15 protein-coding genes are annotated in these 17,071 nt (G+C 74.0%); 4 read left to right on the top strand and 11 right to left on the bottom strand.

Translation table 11 applies throughout. The features are described 5' to 3' along the window. Positions 1–108: 108 nt before the first annotated feature. From ABWI07_RS12130 to ABWI07_RS12140, 3 genes are all read right to left on the bottom strand, one after another. A complete protein-coding gene (locus ABWI07_RS12130) occupies positions 109–291 on the bottom strand; it encodes an NfeD C-terminal domain-containing protein (protein WP_149260531.1) in 183 nt (60 codons plus the stop codon). A 114-nt stretch (positions 292–405) separates the two neighbouring features. After that, positions 406–1,104, bottom strand: coding sequence for a hypothetical protein (locus ABWI07_RS12135; RefSeq protein ID WP_149260532.1), 699 nt, complete (start codon positions 1,102–1,104; stop codon positions 406–408). A gap of 52 nt (positions 1,105–1,156) precedes the next feature. Continuing rightward, entirely contained in the window at positions 1,157–1,828 is a 672-nt protein-coding gene (locus ABWI07_RS12140) for a lysophospholipid acyltransferase family protein (protein ID WP_149260533.1), read from the bottom strand. A 411-nt stretch (positions 1,829–2,239) separates the two neighbouring features. Here ABWI07_RS12140 and ABWI07_RS12145 point away from each other — a divergent pair, with 411 nt between their 5' ends. Further along, the gene (locus ABWI07_RS12145) at positions 2,240–2,590 is read left to right on the top strand and encodes an STAS domain-containing protein (RefSeq protein ID WP_149260534.1); all 351 of its coding nucleotides are present in this window, start codon (positions 2,240–2,242) and stop codon (positions 2,588–2,590) included. A 49-nt stretch (positions 2,591–2,639) separates the two neighbouring features. On the opposite strand, the gene ABWI07_RS12150 is transcribed toward ABWI07_RS12145, so the two are convergent. The 7 genes from ABWI07_RS12150 to ABWI07_RS12180 form a co-directional block, all read right to left on the bottom strand. Next, positions 2,640–3,467 (bottom strand): glutamate ABC transporter substrate-binding protein, encoded by an 828-nt coding sequence (locus ABWI07_RS12150; protein ID WP_149260535.1) that lies wholly within the window; start codon positions 3,465–3,467, stop codon positions 2,640–2,642. A 30-nt stretch (positions 3,468–3,497) separates the two neighbouring features. Further along, complete coding sequence (locus ABWI07_RS12155; protein ID WP_353818550.1) at positions 3,498–5,033, bottom strand: GlnX family signal transduction membrane protein; 1,536 nt, start codon at positions 5,031–5,033, stop codon at positions 3,498–3,500. Beyond that, a complete protein-coding gene (locus ABWI07_RS12160; protein ID WP_353818551.1) occupies positions 5,030–5,791 on the bottom strand; it encodes an FHA domain-containing protein in 762 nt (253 codons plus the stop codon). The genes ABWI07_RS12155 and ABWI07_RS12160 overlap by 4 nt, the downstream gene beginning before the upstream one ends. Positions 5,792–5,796: 5 nt before the next feature. Next, complete coding sequence (locus tag ABWI07_RS12165; RefSeq protein WP_149260537.1) at positions 5,797–7,116, bottom strand: VWA domain-containing protein; 1,320 nt, start codon at positions 7,114–7,116, stop codon at positions 5,797–5,799. Next, the gene (locus ABWI07_RS12170; protein ID WP_149260538.1) at positions 7,113–8,300 is read right to left on the bottom strand and encodes a PP2C family protein-serine/threonine phosphatase; all 1,188 of its coding nucleotides are present in this window, start codon (positions 8,298–8,300) and stop codon (positions 7,113–7,115) included. The genes ABWI07_RS12165 and ABWI07_RS12170 overlap by 4 nt, the downstream gene beginning before the upstream one ends. A 2-nt stretch (positions 8,301–8,302) precedes the next feature. Next, on the bottom strand, positions 8,303–10,351 hold the full coding sequence (locus tag ABWI07_RS12175; RefSeq protein WP_502912818.1) for a serine/threonine-protein kinase: 2,049 nt from the start codon (positions 10,349–10,351) through the stop codon (positions 8,303–8,305). A 539-nt stretch (positions 10,352–10,890) separates the two neighbouring features. Then, positions 10,891–12,105: a hypothetical protein gene (locus ABWI07_RS12180; protein WP_200842015.1), complete on the bottom strand. Its 1,215-nt coding sequence runs from the start codon at positions 12,103–12,105 to the stop codon at positions 10,891–10,893. Positions 12,106–12,446: 341 nt separating this feature from the next. On the opposite strand from ABWI07_RS12180, the gene ABWI07_RS12185 reads away from it, so the two are divergent. The 3 genes from ABWI07_RS12185 to ABWI07_RS12195 all read left to right on the top strand — a co-directional run bounded on the left by ABWI07_RS12185 (position 12,447) and on the right by ABWI07_RS12195 (position 15,891). After that, entirely contained in the window at positions 12,447–13,796 is a 1,350-nt protein-coding gene (locus tag ABWI07_RS12185; RefSeq protein WP_353818553.1) for a hemolysin family protein, read from the top strand. Next, positions 13,784–14,800 (top strand): hemolysin family protein, encoded by a 1,017-nt coding sequence (locus ABWI07_RS12190; RefSeq protein WP_149260540.1) that lies wholly within the window; start codon positions 13,784–13,786, stop codon positions 14,798–14,800. The genes ABWI07_RS12185 and ABWI07_RS12190 overlap by 13 nt, the downstream gene beginning before the upstream one ends. 74 nt (positions 14,801–14,874) lie before the next feature. Further along, positions 14,875–15,891, top strand: a complete 1,017-nt coding sequence (locus tag ABWI07_RS12195) for a cation diffusion facilitator family transporter (RefSeq protein ID WP_149260541.1) — start codon at positions 14,875–14,877, stop codon at positions 15,889–15,891. 529 nt (positions 15,892–16,420) lie between these two features. Here ABWI07_RS12195 and ABWI07_RS12200 read toward each other — a convergent pair. Then, positions 16,421–17,071 carry a hypothetical protein gene (locus tag ABWI07_RS12200; RefSeq protein WP_353818554.1) on the bottom strand — a complete coding sequence of 217 codons (651 nt, stop codon included), beginning with the start codon at positions 17,069–17,071 and terminating at the stop codon, positions 16,421–16,423.

The following is a 17,071-nucleotide window of genomic DNA, read 5'->3' on the forward strand; positions in this document are numbered from 1 at the left end:
GGAATGTCAGGCCCGTCCGCGTTTCCCATCAGACGCGGCAGAGGAGCGTTCGGTTCGATCTCCGGCCTGGAAGTTCATGGCCTCATCGGGCCACCTTCTCGGGGACGCTCAACGGGCCAGCGCGGGCGCCACGTACACCGTCCGGGGCGGGTGGTACTCGACCACGACGACGATCGAGCCGACGCCGATCTCGTCGCGCGGGTCGACGGGATGGGCGTAGAACGCCTCCGCCCCGCCGCGGACCGCGATCATCACCTCGCCGACCAGCCCGGGTCCGATCCGGCCGGTCACCCGGCCCTCCTTACCGATCAAGGACACCCCCTGGACTGGTCCGCCGGAGCCGCTCTCCGCGCCGCGTAAGGCGAACGCTATCCGGTCCGGGGGACCGGCGGTGAGCCCGCGGACTCAGGGCAGGACGCGCTGGGCCTGGGCCAGTGCCTCGCGGGCCAGGCGCTCGGCCTCGGCGCGGGTGGCACCGGGCCCGAAGACGGTGATCGTGGCGAGGTAGTGGCGGCCCCGGAACACGACGTACCAGGTCCGGGTGCGGGCTCCGCCGCTCGCGGTACTGACCCCGACGGTGCGCGACCCCTCGCCGATGTCGCCCTTCGGGGCCTCGACCACCCTGTGCTCGGCCCAGGCGGAGCCGACCCTCGTGCGGAACTTCAGGCAGCCGGGGGTGACGCGGGCGTTGACCTGCTTCTCGGCGTCCCCGGCGGACATGCCCATGAGGGTCTCGGTCGCGGTCACGCCGCGGCTGCCGGTGAACGAGACGAGCGCGGCGGGCACGTCGCCGGCCACGCCGCCGCCCGGACGTCCCGTCCCGCAGCGGGGCTTGTCGAGGACGGCGTCCCGCTGGAGCCGGGAGGCGTTCTGGATGGCCTTCAGCGAGCCGTACTCGCCCCAGTCGGGCTCCCCGGCGCGCCGGTAGCCGGACGGCTGCTGGAGCAGCGCCTGCAGCAGCTGGGCGGAGGTGTAGCCGATGCCCGCCGCCTCGGCGCGGGCGGTGCCGCGGACCTGGCTCGCGCGCTCGGCGTCGCCGCCGCACGCGGTGGCCGCGACGGCCGTCGACAGCAGCAGCATGACCGGGAGGAGCCTGTGCGCCATGGCCGCGACCCTACGGCGCGGAAGGGGCCCGCCGCCCCCGGCGACACGCGGGTCAGCCCTTTTCGGCCCGCTCGTTGTACTCCCCGGCGTACTCCTGGCCGGACATCTTCTGGATCGTCTCGACGATCTCGTCGGTGATGGCGCGCCGGGCCTTGGCGGGCGGCAGGTCGCGGTAGCGGGAGAAGTCCATCGGCGGGCCGATCCGCACGGTGGGGCGCGGCCCGAACACGCGCGGGAACCCCGCGCCGATCGGCTGGATCTTCTCGGTGCCCTCCAGGGCGACCGGCAGGACGCGGGCACCGGACTCCAGGGCGAGCCAGCCGATGCCCGTCCGGCCGCGGTAGAGGCGCCCGTCCGGGGAGCGGGTGCCCTCCGGGTAGATCGCGAACGCGCCGGCGTTGTCGAGCACCTCCAGGGCCTGCTCGAGGGCGCCCATGGCGGCCCGCCGGGCGCCGCGCCGCACCGGGACGTGGCCGAGGTTGGTGAGGAACCAGCGGACGAAGCGGTTCTTGAGCCCGCCGCCCTCGAAGTAGGCCGCCTTGGCGATGTAGGTGACCGGACGCGGGACCGCCAGGGGGATGATGAAGCTGTCGATGAACGACAGGTGGTTGCTCGCCACGATGAGCGGCCCGTAGCTCGGCACGTTCTCCCCGCCCACGACCCGCGGACGGAAAAGCAGCCAGAGGATCGGACGCACCACGCGCGTCATGAACGTGTAGAACATCCAGCCTCCCGAATTTCGCCACCGCCACTGTAACCTCCACGCCGATCCGGGCCGCGGTCAGCGTCCTCCTTTCCCGTCCAGCAGCGGGCCAGGAATGGTCCAAGCGCTGGTCAGCCTCGGTGCGAGCGGGATTCGCGGCCATTCCTTACCGTCAAGTAAGTTTCTCTTCAGTAAGTTATTACCCCGTTTACCGGATCTCCTGGGAGGCACCCGGAGGCCCCGGGCGCATCGTCAGGTACAGTCGGGACCGGGGATCAGACGGGCGTCCGGCCCTCCGCGTTACGGTCCGCGGGCCCGGGCGGGCGACCTGGTCCTTTTCCCGGGAACTGCTTGGAATACGGGCACGGGTGCGCAATCCTGAGGAGTCACCTGAGATGGCCGGGTACCACCGGAGTGGGGCGTGAGGTGACGATGGACTTCGACATCAGCCTGATGCGCGACGACCGCTGCACGCTCGTCCGCGTGAAGGGCGACATCGACGTGGTCTCCCGTGCGCGCTTCGAGGAGGCGCTCTTCGAGGCCGTGGAGACCGGCGAGCCCATGGTCGTCGACATGCGCGAGGTCACGTTCTGCGACTCCACCGGGCTGAACGCGATCGTCGCCGCCAACCGCCGCGCCGGCGAGCGCGGCACGCACCTCGCGCTGGTGGCGCTGCCGCCGCGCGTCCAGCGGGTCTTCCGCATCACCGGGATCGACAAGTTCATCCCGATCCACGACACGCTGCGGGAGGCCATCGGCGCCTTCCCGTCCACGACGCCGTAGCGCAAGCTCAGTCGCGCTCCTTGTGGGGGGCGACCCCCACACCCCCGGTTCAGCCGCAGCCTTCGAACTGGGGGACGCTCGTCGTCAGCTTGAGCCCCGACTTGCCGAACCACTTGGCCAGCAGCCGCTGCGCGGTCCCGTCCTGGTACATGTCCGTGATCGCCCGGTTGACCTCCTCGCAGCCCTTCAGGTCCCCCTTCTTCAGGCCGACGCCGTACTTCTCGTCGGTGAACGGGGCGTTGATCATCCGTCCGGGGCGGCCGGAGGCGAACCCGGCGAGGATCAGGTCGTCGGTCGACACCGCGTCGAGGCGGCCGCCGGCGAGCCCCTCCATGCAGGCGCCGTAGGTCCCCACCTCGACCGGCTTCGCGGCGACCTTGCGCTCCTCGATCACGCGGCGCCAGGAGTTCGAGCCCTTCACCGCGCAGATCCGCTTGCCCTTGAGGTCCCGCACGTTCCTGATCGCGGCGGCGTCGGCGCGGACGAAGGTGTCCTGGTGGGCGACGTAGTAAGGGCCGGCGAAGGTGACCTTCGACTTCCGCTTCGCGGTGATCGAGTACGTCGCGACGATCATGTCGACCCGGCCCTTGGCGAGCGCCTCCTCGCGGACGGAGGAGTTCGTCGTCGTGAACTTCAGCCGGCTCTTCGGCACGCCCAGCTTGCCGGCGATGTAGGTCGCCACGTCGACGTCGAAGCCCTCGTACGTCCCGTCCGGGCGCTTCACCCCGAGGGCTGGCTGGTCCTCCTTCACGCCGACGACCAGGGAGCCCTTGTCCACGATGGACTGCTCCTTCTCGGCGCCGAGGCCGCAGGCCGACAGCAGCGCCGCCGCGGCGAGGACGGCCCCCGGGGCGGCGATGGCACGGGTCGCGCGCATGGCTTGATCTCCTTGATCAGGCGAACTCGGTCAGCGGAACTCGGCCAGCCGGGGACGGACCCCCGCGATGATCAGTGCGGCGATGACGGCGGCGGCCACCGGCGGCACCGCGTTCCAGCCGCGCAGCCCGCCGTCGGCGTCCCTGATCGCCTTGTCGAAGGCGTCCTGGTGGACGGCGGTCAGCGAGCTCAGCGCCGCGTCGTAGGCGTCGAAGTCGCGGATCGCGTTGGAGGTGCGGCCCATCCGCAGGTCGACCGCGCCCGTCCGGTTCCCCGCCGCCGCGAGCTGCCGCATCCGCGCGTCGTTGCGCTGGACGGCCCGGTACGCCGCGAGCGTCTTCGCCAGCGCGTCGCCCTCGCGTCCGCCGCCCACCGTCCGCGCCTCGTCCCCGAAGAAGCCGAGGAACGGCGCGGTGCCCGAGCCCGGCCGGTACGCGCCGGCCTTCTGCTCCAGGCCCGCGTAGTAGTTCTCCAGGTTCACCGGCTTGTCGCCGAGGTCGGGGTAGATCACCGCCAGCGACTTGTCGAGGTAGGTCTGCTCGTAGGTGTCCGCGCGGCCGGGGTCGAGGAGGTAGCGGCTCTCGTCCGCGAACGCGCTGTGGCTGATCGCGCGGGCCCGCGACAGCTGCAGGATCGAGTCGAACCCGTCCTGCTTCGCCTTCTTGATGTGCCCGGCGTGCGCGGTCAGCAGGCCCGCCCCCACCGCGGTGAGGACGACGGTGGCGAGCGTCGCCAGCACCAGCGCCGGGTTGAGGACACGGCGGAACGTCCGCACCAGGTACAGCTGCGTCGCGATCAGGAGCAGCAGCACGATCACGCCGGTGACGGCCACCCAGGTGCGCCCGGTCAGCACCGCGGACCGCTTCGTCTCGTACGACTGCCGGACGGTCGCGCCGGTGTCGAGGGTGATGTTGTAGGCCTTCGGCAGCAGCTGCAGCTTCATGAGGTCGGTGGCCTGCCGGTAGGCGTCCAGGACCTGCGCCGGCGTCTCGCCGGGCGCGTGGTCGGACTGCGCGTCGAGCTGCATGGCCTGGCCGACGAGCCGCTCGTACTTGCCGAGCCCGTCCAGCACCTCCTGGACGGTCCGCCGCAGCGCCGGGTCGCGTCCCGCGAGCTGCGCGGCCTGCACCGCCGCCGCGTCGGCCTCCGCGCGGCGCCTCTCGTACACCCGCAGCGTCTCGTCGTAGCCGATGCCGAGGCCGTGCTCGCGGCCGATCAGCAGGATGTTGGAGACCTGCGCGTCCATGTCGCTGAGCGCGAAGTACAGCGTGCCGGTCGCGACGACCTGCGGACCGGCGTCGTGCCCGATCGTCTCGACGGAGTCGCGCGCGTTGCCGATCGCGACGGTGAGGACGGCCAGCAGCGCCACGAGCGCGGCCAGGCACAGCACGACGTGCGCGCGGATGCGGCCCGGGATCGTCTTCAGCCACCGGCCGCGTACGAACGTCCTGAGGCGGCCCGCTCGCTGCGGGACGGCGGGTGTCCCCTCCGCGGGCTGCTCGGGCAGGGGCGGCTGCCCGGACGGTCGCGGCGCGGGCGCCGCCGGCGGTGCGGGGCTCATCGTCATGGCGTGCCCTCCTGCAGGGACAGCGTGATGGTCGTCCAGGCGCCCACGTGGATGCGGTCGCCGTGACCGACCGGAACCGGCACGTTCACCGGGATCGGCTCCGTCGCGCCGTTCACCGTCGTGCCGTTCGTCGAACCGGGGTCGATCAGGTTCCAGGCGCCGTCCGGCCGCGACAGCAGGACGGCGTGCAGATGCGAGACGCCCGGGTCCTCGGGCGGCGCGCTGAGGTCGATCTCGGGCAGCAGCGCGCGGGACGTGCTGCGCCGCCCGATCCGGACCCGGTCGCCGAGCAGCGGGACGCGACGCTCCGGGCAGTACGGCGGGAACGCGAGGCCCGCGGCGTCCGGGCCCATCTCCGCGAGGACCGAGTCGAAGTAGGCGCGGTCGGCCTTGATCAGCGCGTGCGGCCCGGTCGCCGCCGGGACCGGTTGCGGGGCGACGGGCCCGCTGCCCTGGCGCTGCTGCGGCACCAGCGGCACCGCGCGGGCGGTGCCCGCCGGGGTGAACTCGACGGTGTAGACGGTGCCGGTCTCGAAGTCGTACCCGTCCTCCTCGCAGAAGCGGCCGGAGCGCGGCGTCCCGCAGCGCGGGCAGGCGGGCTCCTCCCGCGACGCGGGCTCGGAGGCCGGCGCGGCGGTAGGCGAGGACGCGGGCTCCGGCTCGGCGAACTCGGCGCGCTGCGCGCCGTCCATGAGGTCGCCGCACACGTCGCAGTAGTCGGCGGCCTGGGACGCGTGCCCGCTCGGGCAGACCGGCATGGGGCTCAGCCCCCTGCCTCGTCGCCGTGCCGGGTCCGCACGGTCCGGACGGAGCGGGTGTCGAGCGACATCTCGTCCGCCTTCGCTACGTCCCGTTTCAGCCGCACGGTGCCGTGCACCGGGTCGACCACGTCCACGACCTTGTCGAGCAGGCCGGAGATCTGCTCGTTGCCGACCTCCCGCGCCAGCACCACGGCCCGTCCGAGCCGGGCGGTGGCGGTGTCCTCGTCGCCCTCCCGCCGCGCCTCCAGGCCCTGCTGGATCGCCTCGGCGAGCTCGGACTGCCCGGTGTGGTGCGCGACGCGGCCGTTGATGCGCGTCGACCTGGCCTCGTCGTCGGTCCACTCGGCGATGACGTTGCCGGACGCGAGGACCTGGTCGCCCGCGACGAGCTTCACCCACGCGGCCCGCATCTGCCGTCCGACGTCGCCCGGCTGCACCTCCACGCACAGGTGGTACTCGCGGTTCTCGTCGCCCCACGCTCCGAGCGGGTAGTCGCCGGTCTGCGTCCCCGACTCGACCCGGCGGGCGGTGAGGTCCTCCACGGCGGGGATCATCTGCTTGATGAACCGGAGCCGCGCCTGCTGCGGCGTCCACACGCGCAGCGTCACGTCGGCGACCTGCTTGCTCATCGCGGCCCGCGTCATCGCCAGGAAGTCGGCCTCCAGGTCGGCCGGGTCGGGGACGTCCAGGAACCCGCCCAGCAGCACCGAGGTGATCTTGCGGAGCTCGGCGACGTTCCAGTCGGTGCCGACGCCGCGCGCGTCGCACAGGAAGTTGCCGGTGCAGTGGCGCAGCGCCGCGTCGAGCTCCGCGTCGGACTCGTGCTGGTTCTTGCCGTCGGTGAGCAGGATCGCGTGCTTCACGGCGCCGGCCGCGGCGGCGTCGTGCCCGGCGAACAGCCGGTCGGCGAGCCGCAGCCACGACCCGATCGCCGTCCCGCCGGCCGCCTCCAGCCGCCCCACCGCGTTCACCGCGCTCCGCCGGGACGCCGCGTCGGCCCGGACGAGCCGCTCCCCCTGCGGGTAGACCATGCGCGGCCGGTTCGCGCCGGCGACCACCGCGAAGTGCACGCCGTCGCGCAGCACGTTCACCGCCGCCCGCGCCGCCCGCTTCGCCGCCGCCATCTTGCCCCGGTACGACATCGACCCGGAGGTGTCGATGATGATGATCTCCGCGGCCGGGGCGCGCCCGTCGTCCACGACCGGGCCCGCGCCGCCGGACGAGCGCGCCTCCACCGAGACGATCGCGTGCATCTCCCGTCCGCCTGCCGGGAGGTAGGGGTTCTGGTCAACACGGACGGTGAACTCCGGAAAATCGCTCATCTGCCCCGCTCCCTGGTCGGTTCTGGCGGCGGGTAGGGGAGCACCGCCACCGTCACGTTGTCGTGCCCGCCCGCGTCCAGCGCCGCCCGCAGCAGCCGCCGGGCGGTGTCCAGCGGTCCGTCCCGGCCCGCGAGGGCCACCTCCGCGAGGGCGGACGGCTCCGGCAGGTCGTTCCACAGCCCGTCGCTGCACAGCACCACCAGCCCGGGGCCCGTCGGCCGGAACGCCGCCACGTGCGGTTCGACCGGGCCCGCGTCCGCCCCCAGCCAGGCGGTCAGCGTGTGCGCCCGCCGGTCGGCCCACGCGTCCTCGGCGCTCATCGCCCCCTGGTCGACCATGGACGAGGCCCACGAGTCGTCCTTGGTCAGCCGGCACGAGCCCGCCGCCGACAGCCAGTAGGCGCGGCTGTCGCCGACCCACCCGACGGTGATGCCGCCCGCGTCGACGACGGCCGACACGAACGTGCACGCGGGCGAGGAGTCGGGATCGCCGGGCAGCCCCGCCACGACCTCCGCCGCCCTCGCCGCCGCGTCGCGCATCGCGCCCTGCGGGTCCATGCCGACCGAGACGCGGCCGGTCAGCACGGCCACTGCCGCCTCGGCCGCCAGCCGGGACGCCTCCTCCGACCCGGGCGCCGTCGCCACCCCGTCGCACACCACCGCGCACACGCCCGCGGGCAGCGCCGCGAGGGCGAACGCGTCCTCGTTGCGGCTGCGCCGCAGCCCCAGGTCGCTCACCGCCGCGCCGAACCGGCCCGCCTCGGCCTCGACGTGCTCGCGGCCGCTCGGCTGCCGCAGCCCGCACTGCTCGCAGTAGCCGTCCGCCCCGATGGTGCCGCCGCCGCAGTCAACGCAGGAGCCTCGTCCGCCGCCGGGCCGGGCGGCGCCGCCCCGCCCTTGCGCCGCCGGAGCCTGCCCGCCCGGCGCCGGGGCGGCGGGCGGGGGCGTGCGCGGGCCGAAAGCCTGCTCCGGCGAACGGGCCGGGTGCGGGACGGGGTTGGCCCCGAACGGGACGTCGCGTGACGGCGGCGTCGGAGAGGCGTGCGGCAGCGCGGTGCCGAGCGGCGGGGTCCTCGGCGTGGTGGGGTCGGGCCGCCCGCACTCCTCGCAGAAGCGGTCGCGTTCGTTCACGGGCTCGCCGCAGCCGCGGCACAGCGCGACGGGGGTGTGCTGGTCGGCGTTCATGGTCAGAAGAGCGTCCTCGGGCGGACGGCGTTGGCCCGTTTGACCATCGCGTGGCGGTGCCCGGCGCTTTCGGCGAGCTTGGCGAGCACGCGGTAGGTGTACTCGAGCTTCTTGCGGAGGGCCTGCTCGTCCAGGTCGGTGTCGAGGATCTGCTGCCGGACGCCGGGCGGGGCCGTGCCGCGCCCGGCGCGCACCCAGGCGAGCGCCGCCTCCAGCACCTCGGCGGTGAAAGCGGCCGACCGCTCGGTGTCGAGGCGCAGCGACGACAGCCGCCGTCCCGCCTCGAGGAGCAGGGGCGCGTTCAGCTCCGCGGGGCTCCGCCCCCGGACGGCGGTGGCGACGGCGGCGAGCTGCGCGGCGAGGTAGTGGCTGGAGATGCGGGGGACCGAGTCGAGGACGCGCTCGGCGGACGCGCGGTCCCCCGCCGCGAGCCGGGTGCGGGCCAGCCCGAACGCGGCGCTGACGTGGGTGGGGTCGGTGCGCCAGACCGTCTCGTAGTAGTAGCCGGCGCCGTCGGTCTCACCCAGGGTCTCGTGGCAGAACGCCAGCGCCAGCTTCGGCGCCTGCTCGCCGGGCGCGAGGTCGTACAGGTCGTTGAACACCGCGACGGCCTCGGTGCCTCGCCCGCCGGCGAGGGCGCGCACGCCCCGGTACCAGTCGACGCGCCAGTCGTCCGGGGCCTCGGCGGCGATGTCCTCCAGGAGGCGGGCGGCGCCGTCGAGGTCGCCCAGCTCGATGCGGACCCGCACCAGCGCGAGCCGCACCTCGCGGGACGCGACCGGCGCGGACGCCAGGGCCGCGGCCAGGTCGGCGGGGTCGCGGGCGGTGAGGCCGGCGAGGAACGCCGCGGCCGGGTCGGAGGCGTACACCAGCGGGACGGGCAGCGCCGCCGCGGCGGCGGCCGGCTCCACCGGCGCCAGGATCGGCCGGGCCTCGCCACTGCCGTCGTCGCCGTCCAGGCCGCCGACGATCTCGGTGCCGGCCGTCTGCTGCTCGGGGCCGAACAGCGGGGACGGCGCGGGCCGCGGGCGCCCGTCCTCGGCCGACAGGACCTCGCGCAGGACGCCGGTGAGCTGCTCGGCCATCTCGGCGGCGCTCTGGAACCGGCGGGCGGGGTCGGGGTGCGTGGCGCGGCGCAGCAGCCGGTGGTAGGACTCGTGCCGCTGGAAGAGCGGCACCTCCTCTCGCGGCGGCAGGCTGCGCAGGTGCCGTCCGGTGTAGCCGCGGAACGGGAAGCTCAGCACGGCCAGCGTCCGGCCCACGGTGTAGAGGTCGGAGCTGACCGAGGGGCCCTGCGAGCCGATCTCGGGGGCCTGGTAGCCGGGCGTGCCGAAGATCGGGCTGTCCGGGTCGAACGCCCGCCGGACGCCGCCGAGGTCGATCAGCTTGAGCTGCTCCTCGGACTGGATCGCGTTGTCGGGCTTGAAGTCGCAGTACAGCAGCCCGACTCCGTGCAGGTACCCGAGGGCGCTCAGCACCTCCAGGCCGTAGGCGATGACCTGGCCCAGCGGCAGCGCCGCCTGGTCGCCGTGCTCCTGGCGGGTGCTGAGGAGGATGTCCTTCAGGGAGCGGCCGCCGACGTACTCCATGACGATGTAGCCGGAGTCGCCGTGCTTGACGAAGTTGTAGATCTTGACGATGTTGGGGTGCTCGACCTCGGCGAGGAACGCGCGCTCGGCGGTCGCGGCGGCCAGCGAGTCGGCGTCGCCGGTGTCGAGCAGGCCCTTGAGGACGACCCACCGCTCGCTCACGTTGTGGTCGCGGGCCAGGTACACCCAGCCGAGCCCGCCGTGCGCGAGGCAGCCGAGCACCTCGTACTGCCCGCCGATCAACTCGCCCGGCCGGAGCTTCGGCGTGAACGAGAACGGGTGCCCGCAGTTGCGGCAGAACCCCTCGGTGCGTCCCGGGCGCCCGCCCCGGCTGCGCCCCACCTTCTCGTCGCACTTGCTGCAGAAGCGCCGGTTCTCCGGCACCTCCGGCTTCTCCATGATCGCCGAGGCGGGGTCGCGGGCCGGGACCGGCGGCACCTCGACGAGCCCGGCGCCGAGCATGCCGCGCCTGGCCGAGCCGGTCGAGCCCGTACCGCGGGTGCCGCCGCGCGAGGCCGTCCGCCCGGACCCGAGGCTGCCCGAACCGCTCGTCGGCGTGCTGCCGGACGACAGGCCCTGCCCGCCGCGCCCGCTCGGGCCGGACGAGCCCGGCGGCCGACCCGCCGGCGGTGCGGGGACCGCCGGGGTCGTCACCGGCGCGTGGCCCCCCGGAGGAGCAGCGGGGGCCGGCCCTGGGGGGCGCCCGTACGCGCCCGGGTAGCCGGGCATCGCGGGGGCGGCCGGACGCACGGGCGCGGCCGTCCGCGCGGGCTGCGCCGCCGGACTCGCGGGCTGCGCCGGACCGGCGGGCGACGGGCTGATGGGCGCCGGGCCCGTGTGCGACGGGTTCGCGGGCACGGCGTGCCGGGGCTGCGCCTGTTGCGGTGCCGACTGCTGTGCCGCTTCGGCGGCGGGTGGCGAGGACGCCGGGGCCATGCCGCAGACGTCGCAGAATCCGTCCGCCTCCACCTCGCCCGTGCAGCCGGGCTGGGTGCATCGGTTCATCGCCGGGTCCCCGTCTCGCTCTCGCACGCCCTGATGGCTCTCTGGTACTCCGCCAGCACCGCGGTGGCCCTGCGCAGGTCGCAGGGCGCCGTCCACAGCACCTCGCGGGCCTCCCCGTACAGCACGGTGAGCTGCTCGTCCTCGGCGAGGCCGAGCCGCGCGGCCTTCGCCCGGTAGGCCTCCAGCCGCCCCCGCAGCTCGCCGCGCCGGTCGAGCAGCCCCGCACTGAGACGCAGATCACTCCGCGCCCGTTCCAGCGCGTCCTCGACGGCGCGCTCGAGTTCGGCGAACCGCCCCGCCATCTCCACCCAGCGGCCGGCCTCGCGCAGCCGTTCGAGTGCGGCGAGCCGGTCGCGCAGCGCGGTGCCGAGGCCCTGCGACGGCACCGGGAGGCGAGGCGCGTGGATCTTGGCGAGGGCCGTCGCGTAGGCGTCGTGGGCCCGCCGCTCCGTCTCCTCGATCTCCTCGATGGAGGTCGTGACCCGCGCCACGAGTTCGGCGTAGTCCTCGCGCATCCGGGCGACGCCGGCGAGTTCGTCGCCGAGCGTGGTCAGTATGGCGCAGACGCGGTCGAGGCGAGCGGTGTCGGCGCGGCCGTCCTTGACCAGCGACAGCGGGTCGGTGCGGATCAGCCGGCCGAGCGCGGTCAGCTCGCGGCCGACCCGGTCGAGCTCGGGGTGCCGGGTGCCGTCCAGCGAGTGCGCCAGCCTGGCCGTCCGGCGCCAGCTCTCCTCGGCGTCCTCCAGCGGCTGCAGCAGCGCCGACCAGGCGGCGTCCGCGGCGGCGATCTCGCCCGCGACGAACTCGTAGGCGTCCGACATCATCGCGACGGCCTCGTCCAGCGTGATGCGGCGCTCCTGCGGGCCGAGCAGCGTCCGGTGCTCCAGCGGGATCTCCCCGTCGGGCAGCTCCACCGAGGTGCCCGACAGCAGCCCGGACAGCTCCGTCAGCGTGGCCGCGTCCAGGCGGGACGACCGTTCGCGCAGCTCGCGCGCCGTCTCCAATACGCGCTGGTAGGCGTCGAAGAGCCGCCACAGCGTCGCCAGCCGGGCCTGCGCCTCCTCCCAGCGCCGCCACGTCTCGCCGGTGAGCCGGGCGCCCTTGAGCAGGCGTCCGCCGTCGTGCTGCTCCAGCTCGATGAGGGACGCGGCGATGCGGTCGCGCTCGTCCCGCAGCGTCCGGAGGGCATGGTCGACGCCTTCACGGCTCATGGGCGCGGCGGCCCCTGCCCCGCTCTGGTCCAACGTCTGCCCCGCGATCGTCTTCTCGGTCCCCCTGAGCATGCCCGCAGAACCGGTCTGGGAGCACGGACCGGTCCACTATCGGACGTACGTTCTCATACAAGTGTGATCCGTGACACTGACCGAGACAAGGTGCTTTCCGTCTCGTCAGGTCCGCGTCGCGGGGCCGCCGCTCTCCAGCGATCCTCACGTGCCCGTACCCTGTGCGTTGGGAACCTCGTTGTCCCAGGTGACGTTACGACAGATACGTCATTTAACGAGAGGAGTGGTGAGTCCGCGGTGTCGGACCCCAGTCATAGACCCGGTGCCCCATGCTGACCGCGGCACTGGGCGTTCTCGCGGTGATCGTCCTCACCGCCGCCACCGGATACTTCGTCGCCCAGGAGTTCGCCTACGTCGCCGCCGACCGCGCGACCCTGGAACAGGCCGCCGCGCGCGGCGACACCTCCGCCCGCAGAGCCCTCAAGGTCATCGGCAGGGTCTCGTTCATGCTGTCGGGCGCGCAGCTCGGCATCACGATGACGACCCTGGTCGTCGGCTTCATCGCCAAACCGGCCCTCGCGGAGCTGATCCAGCCGCTGCTCGGCCTGGTGGGCATCCCCGAAGGGGCCACGGGGGCGATCGCCCTCGCCACCGGCTTCGTCCTGGCGACGCTCATCCAGATGCTGCTCGGCGAGCTGTTCCCCAAGAACCTCGCCCTGGCCCGCGCCGACCAGCTGGCGCGCGCGCTGGCCGCGTCCACCCTCGTCTACCTCGCTGTCGCGGGGCCGCTGATCCGGCTGTTCGACCGCGCGGCGGAGCGGCTGCTGCGCGCCGTGGGCGTCGAGCCCGTCGAGGAGCTGCACAGCGGCGCCACGCTGGAGGAGCTCGGCGACATCATCGGCAAGTCGCACAGCGCCGGGCACCTGCCCGCCGACCTGTCCGGCCTGCTCGAACGCGCCCTGTCGTTCGGCGACCTCACGGCCGACGAGGTCATGGTGCCGCGCCCGCAGGTCCGCACGCTCCCGGCGACCGCGCCCGTCGCCGAACTGGTCGCGCTGATCCGCGAGACCGGGCACAGCGCCTACCCCGTCTACGGGCAGGAGGTCGACGACGTGGTCGGCGTCGCGGGCGTCCGCGAGGTCGCCGACGACGCCCTCGACCCGTCCACCCCGATCGGGGCCGTCGCCCGGCCCGCGCTGCTGGTGCCCGGCAGCCAGCCGCTGTACGGCGTCATCGAGCACATGCGCGAGTCCGGCGAGGAGTTCGCCTGCGTCGTCGACGAGTACGGCGGACTCGCCGGCATCCTCACCTTCGAGGACGTCGCCGAGGAGCTCGTCGGGGAGATCGCCGACGAGACCGACGGCCCCGAGGACGCCCCGACGTCCGGGCCCGACGGGTCCTGGCTGGTCGACGCGGGCATGCGCATCGACGAGGCCCGCCGCCTCACCGGCCTCGACCTGCCCGAGGGCGACGCCTACGACACCCTCGGCGGCCTCGTCATGGCGGAGCTGCGGCGGCTGCCGAGCCCCGGCGACCGGCTCCGCGTCGAAGTGGACGGCGGCGCCGTCGAACTGGAGGTCGTGAGCGTGGCCCGCCGGGTCGCCGAGAAGATCCTGATCCGCGCGGCCGCGCCCGCGGACGTCACCGCCGGCGAGGAGGAGGTCGCGTGGACCCGCTGACCTCGCTGCTCATCACCGTCGCGCTGCTGCTCGGCAACGGCTTCTTCGTCGCCGCCGAGTTCGCGCTGGTCGCGGCCAACCGCCCGCAGCTCGAACGCGCCGCCGCGAAGGGCAGCCGTCCCGCCGTGGCCGCCGTCGCGGGCGTCCGCGAGCTGTCGCTGATGCTCGCCGGCGCCCAGTTCGGCATCACGATGTGCTCGCTCGGCCTCGCCATCGTCACCGAGCCCGCGTTCGAGCACTTCCTCGAACCGCCGCTGCACGCGCTCGGCGTCCCCGAGGCCGGCTCCAAGGCCATCGCGCTCGGGGCCGCGCTCGCCGTCATCACGTTCCTGCACATGGTCGTCGGCGAGATGGCCCCGAAGTCGTGGGCGATCGCACACCCGGAGCGGTCGGCGCTGATCCTGGCCCTGCCGTTCCGCGCGTTCGCGAAGGTGTCCCGCCCGATCCTGTCGGCGCTGAACGCGGTGACCAACGCGCTGCTGCGGCTCATCCGCGTGACGCCGAAGGACGAGCTGGACAGCCACACCGACCCGGCGCGGCTCAGCCACCTGGTCGGCGAGTCCCGCCGCCTCGGCCTCATCGGGCGCCGCGACCACGAGCTGCTGGACCGGGCGATCTCGGCGCGGGAGGCCACGGTCGGACACCTCGTCGTGCCCGCCACGTCCGTCACCACGATCGGCGCGGACGCGACCGCCGCGCAGATCCGCCGGACGGCGACGGCCCGCGGCCACAGCCGGCTGCTGGTGCGCGACCGGGACGGCGCGATGACGGGGATCGTCCACGTCCGGGCCGCCATCATCGAGCCCGACGGCGAGCGCCGCGCGGGCGAGCTGGCGCACCCGGCCCCCGTCCTCACGGCGGAGACGACCGTGCTGGACGCGGTCAGCCGCATGCGCCGCGGCCGCGCCCAGCTCGCGGTGGTGAACGACGCGGGCGGCGAGTTCGCCGGCATCGTCACCCTGGACGACCTCCTGGCGGAGCTTCTGGCCACCAACCCGCACTGACACAGGCCGCGTACCTGCGACAACGCCGCAGGTGTCGAGGTGCTGCAACGGGTTTTCCGGTCCATCATCGGAGGATGAGCGGACACGGGCACGGTCATGGTCACGGTCACCGGCACTCGTGGAAGGGGCGCCTCGCCCACCTGGTGCGCCCGCACTCGCACGAGGCCGCCGACAAGGTCGACTCGGCCATGGAGGCGAGCGCCCAGGGCATGCGCGCCCTGTGGATCTCCCTCGCGGGCCTGGGCGCGACCACGGTTCTGCAAGCCGCCGTGGTCGCGTTCACCGGTTCGGTGGCGCTGCTGGGCGACACGCTCCACAACGCCGCCGACGCGCTGACCGCCGTCCCGCTGGGCATCGCGTTCCTGCTCGGCCGCCGCCCGCCGTCCCGCCGGTACACCTACGGGTACGGGCGCGCGGAAGACCTGGCCGGTGTCGTCATCGTCCTGGCCATCGCCGCGTCCTGCGTCGCCGCCGGGTATGCCGCCGTCCAGCGCCTGGCCCATCCACAGCCTGTGGACCACGTGGCCGCCGTGGCGGGCGCCGCCCTCGTCGGCTTCCTGGGCAACGAACTGGTGGCCCGCTACCGCATCCGCGTGGGCCGCCGCATCGGCTCGGCCGCGCTCGTCGCCGACGGCCTCCACGCCCGCACGGACGGCTTCGCCTCCCTGGCCGTCCTGGTGGGCGCCGCCGGGGTCGCCCTGGGCGCCCCTTGGGCCGACCCGGTCGTCGGCCTGCTGATCACTGTGGCGATCCTCACCGTCCTGTGGCAGACGGCCCGCGAGGTCTGGCGCCGCCTCATGGACGCCGTGGACCCCGCCCTGGTCGACCAGGCCGAGGCCGCCCTCTCCTCCACCCCTGGAGTGCTGGGCGTGGGCGACGTCCGCCTCCGCTGGATCGGCCACAGCCTGCGCGCCGAGTGCGACGTGGTCGTCGACCCCTCCGCCACCGTCGTCCGCGCCCACCAGATCGCCGTGGACGCCGAGCACGGCCTCATGCACGCGCTCCCCCGCCTGGCCGGCGCCGTCGTCCACCCCGACCCCGAGCCCCGCCCCGGTGAAGATCACCATGCCGCCCTCGCGGGGCACCGCTGAGCCTGCGACCTGTGAGACGTTAGTCCGGACCAGAAGGGGAACATACTGGCCCCGGACGAGCGATCTGGGACGGGATGACGTCGTGAAGCAGCCTGCGGAAGCCAACGGACCCGACGAGGAGAACACCGGACCCGCTTACGTTCCGGACTCCGAACTCCCGACGGTCACCGTCCCCCTCCCCATCGCCCCGGACCCCGCCGGAGCGACCACCCCGGACGAGCAGGCGCCCCCTGCCCAACCCCCCGCCGAGGCCACCCAGGCCCTCCCGACCGTCGAGGACCCGGCGGCCGACGAAGGCGACATCACCCCACCAACCGAGACCGCCCCTCTCCCGACGAGCACGGCACCCCCGGCCGAGGACTCCCCAGCAGGCAGCACGCTCGCCTTCGAACCGCTCCCGGGCGACGACACGAGCGATGACGAACCCACGAACGAACCGGAGACGGCACAGTACGTCCCGCTAAATGACATGGCGTCCGCAGAGGCGGAACACGCCGACGCGACGGTGGCCCCCGCAGACACCAAGCCCTCACTCGGCAACCAGCCCACCGGCGCCACGACGGACGCGGCGATGCCAGTCGGCAGTCCACCCGACGCCGCCCTGCCGACGACCGATGCGCAGACGGAGATCGGCGGCCATTTCGTCCGCGACACGGCCGCCCCAGAGGCACCGCACGCCGACCAGTCCGCCAGCCCGACACCCGAAGCGACGCCACCAGACGGCCAGCCCGCCAATAGCGCGGACGAGACTGCGACGACGACCGGTGAACCACGCGGAGACGTCGAGGCGCCGATATTTGGAGCGCCGGTCACCGAAGGCGTCGCGAGTGCGGAGGCGGCGCAGCACGTCCTTCCAGAGGACATGGCCCCTGCGGGTGGGAGGGCCGTTCCGAGGTCGGTCTCGCACGGCCAGTCCGCCGGTCACGCGCCCGATTCGGAGGTGGCCGGCAGCGACCAGCCCATGGGCGTGGCTGGCGGAGATGCGGCTCACGCCGAACTCACCGGTGAGAGTCCGGCCGATGCCGAGTCGCCGGGCGGTGACCGTTTCACCGGCGGCACAGAGGATGCGGCGGCCGAGCCGGTGCCTGGCGGCGCCGAGGGAGCGGGCGGCGTTGGTGGTGCGGCCGATGCGGAGAGCCCGGTTGATGAACGGCTGCACGATGACGCGGAGGCCGTTCAC

The sequence above is a fragment of the Actinomadura sp. NPDC000600 genome (assembly GCF_040492135.1).
Taxonomy (GTDB): Bacteria; Actinomycetota; Actinomycetes; order Streptosporangiales; family Streptosporangiaceae; genus Spirillospora.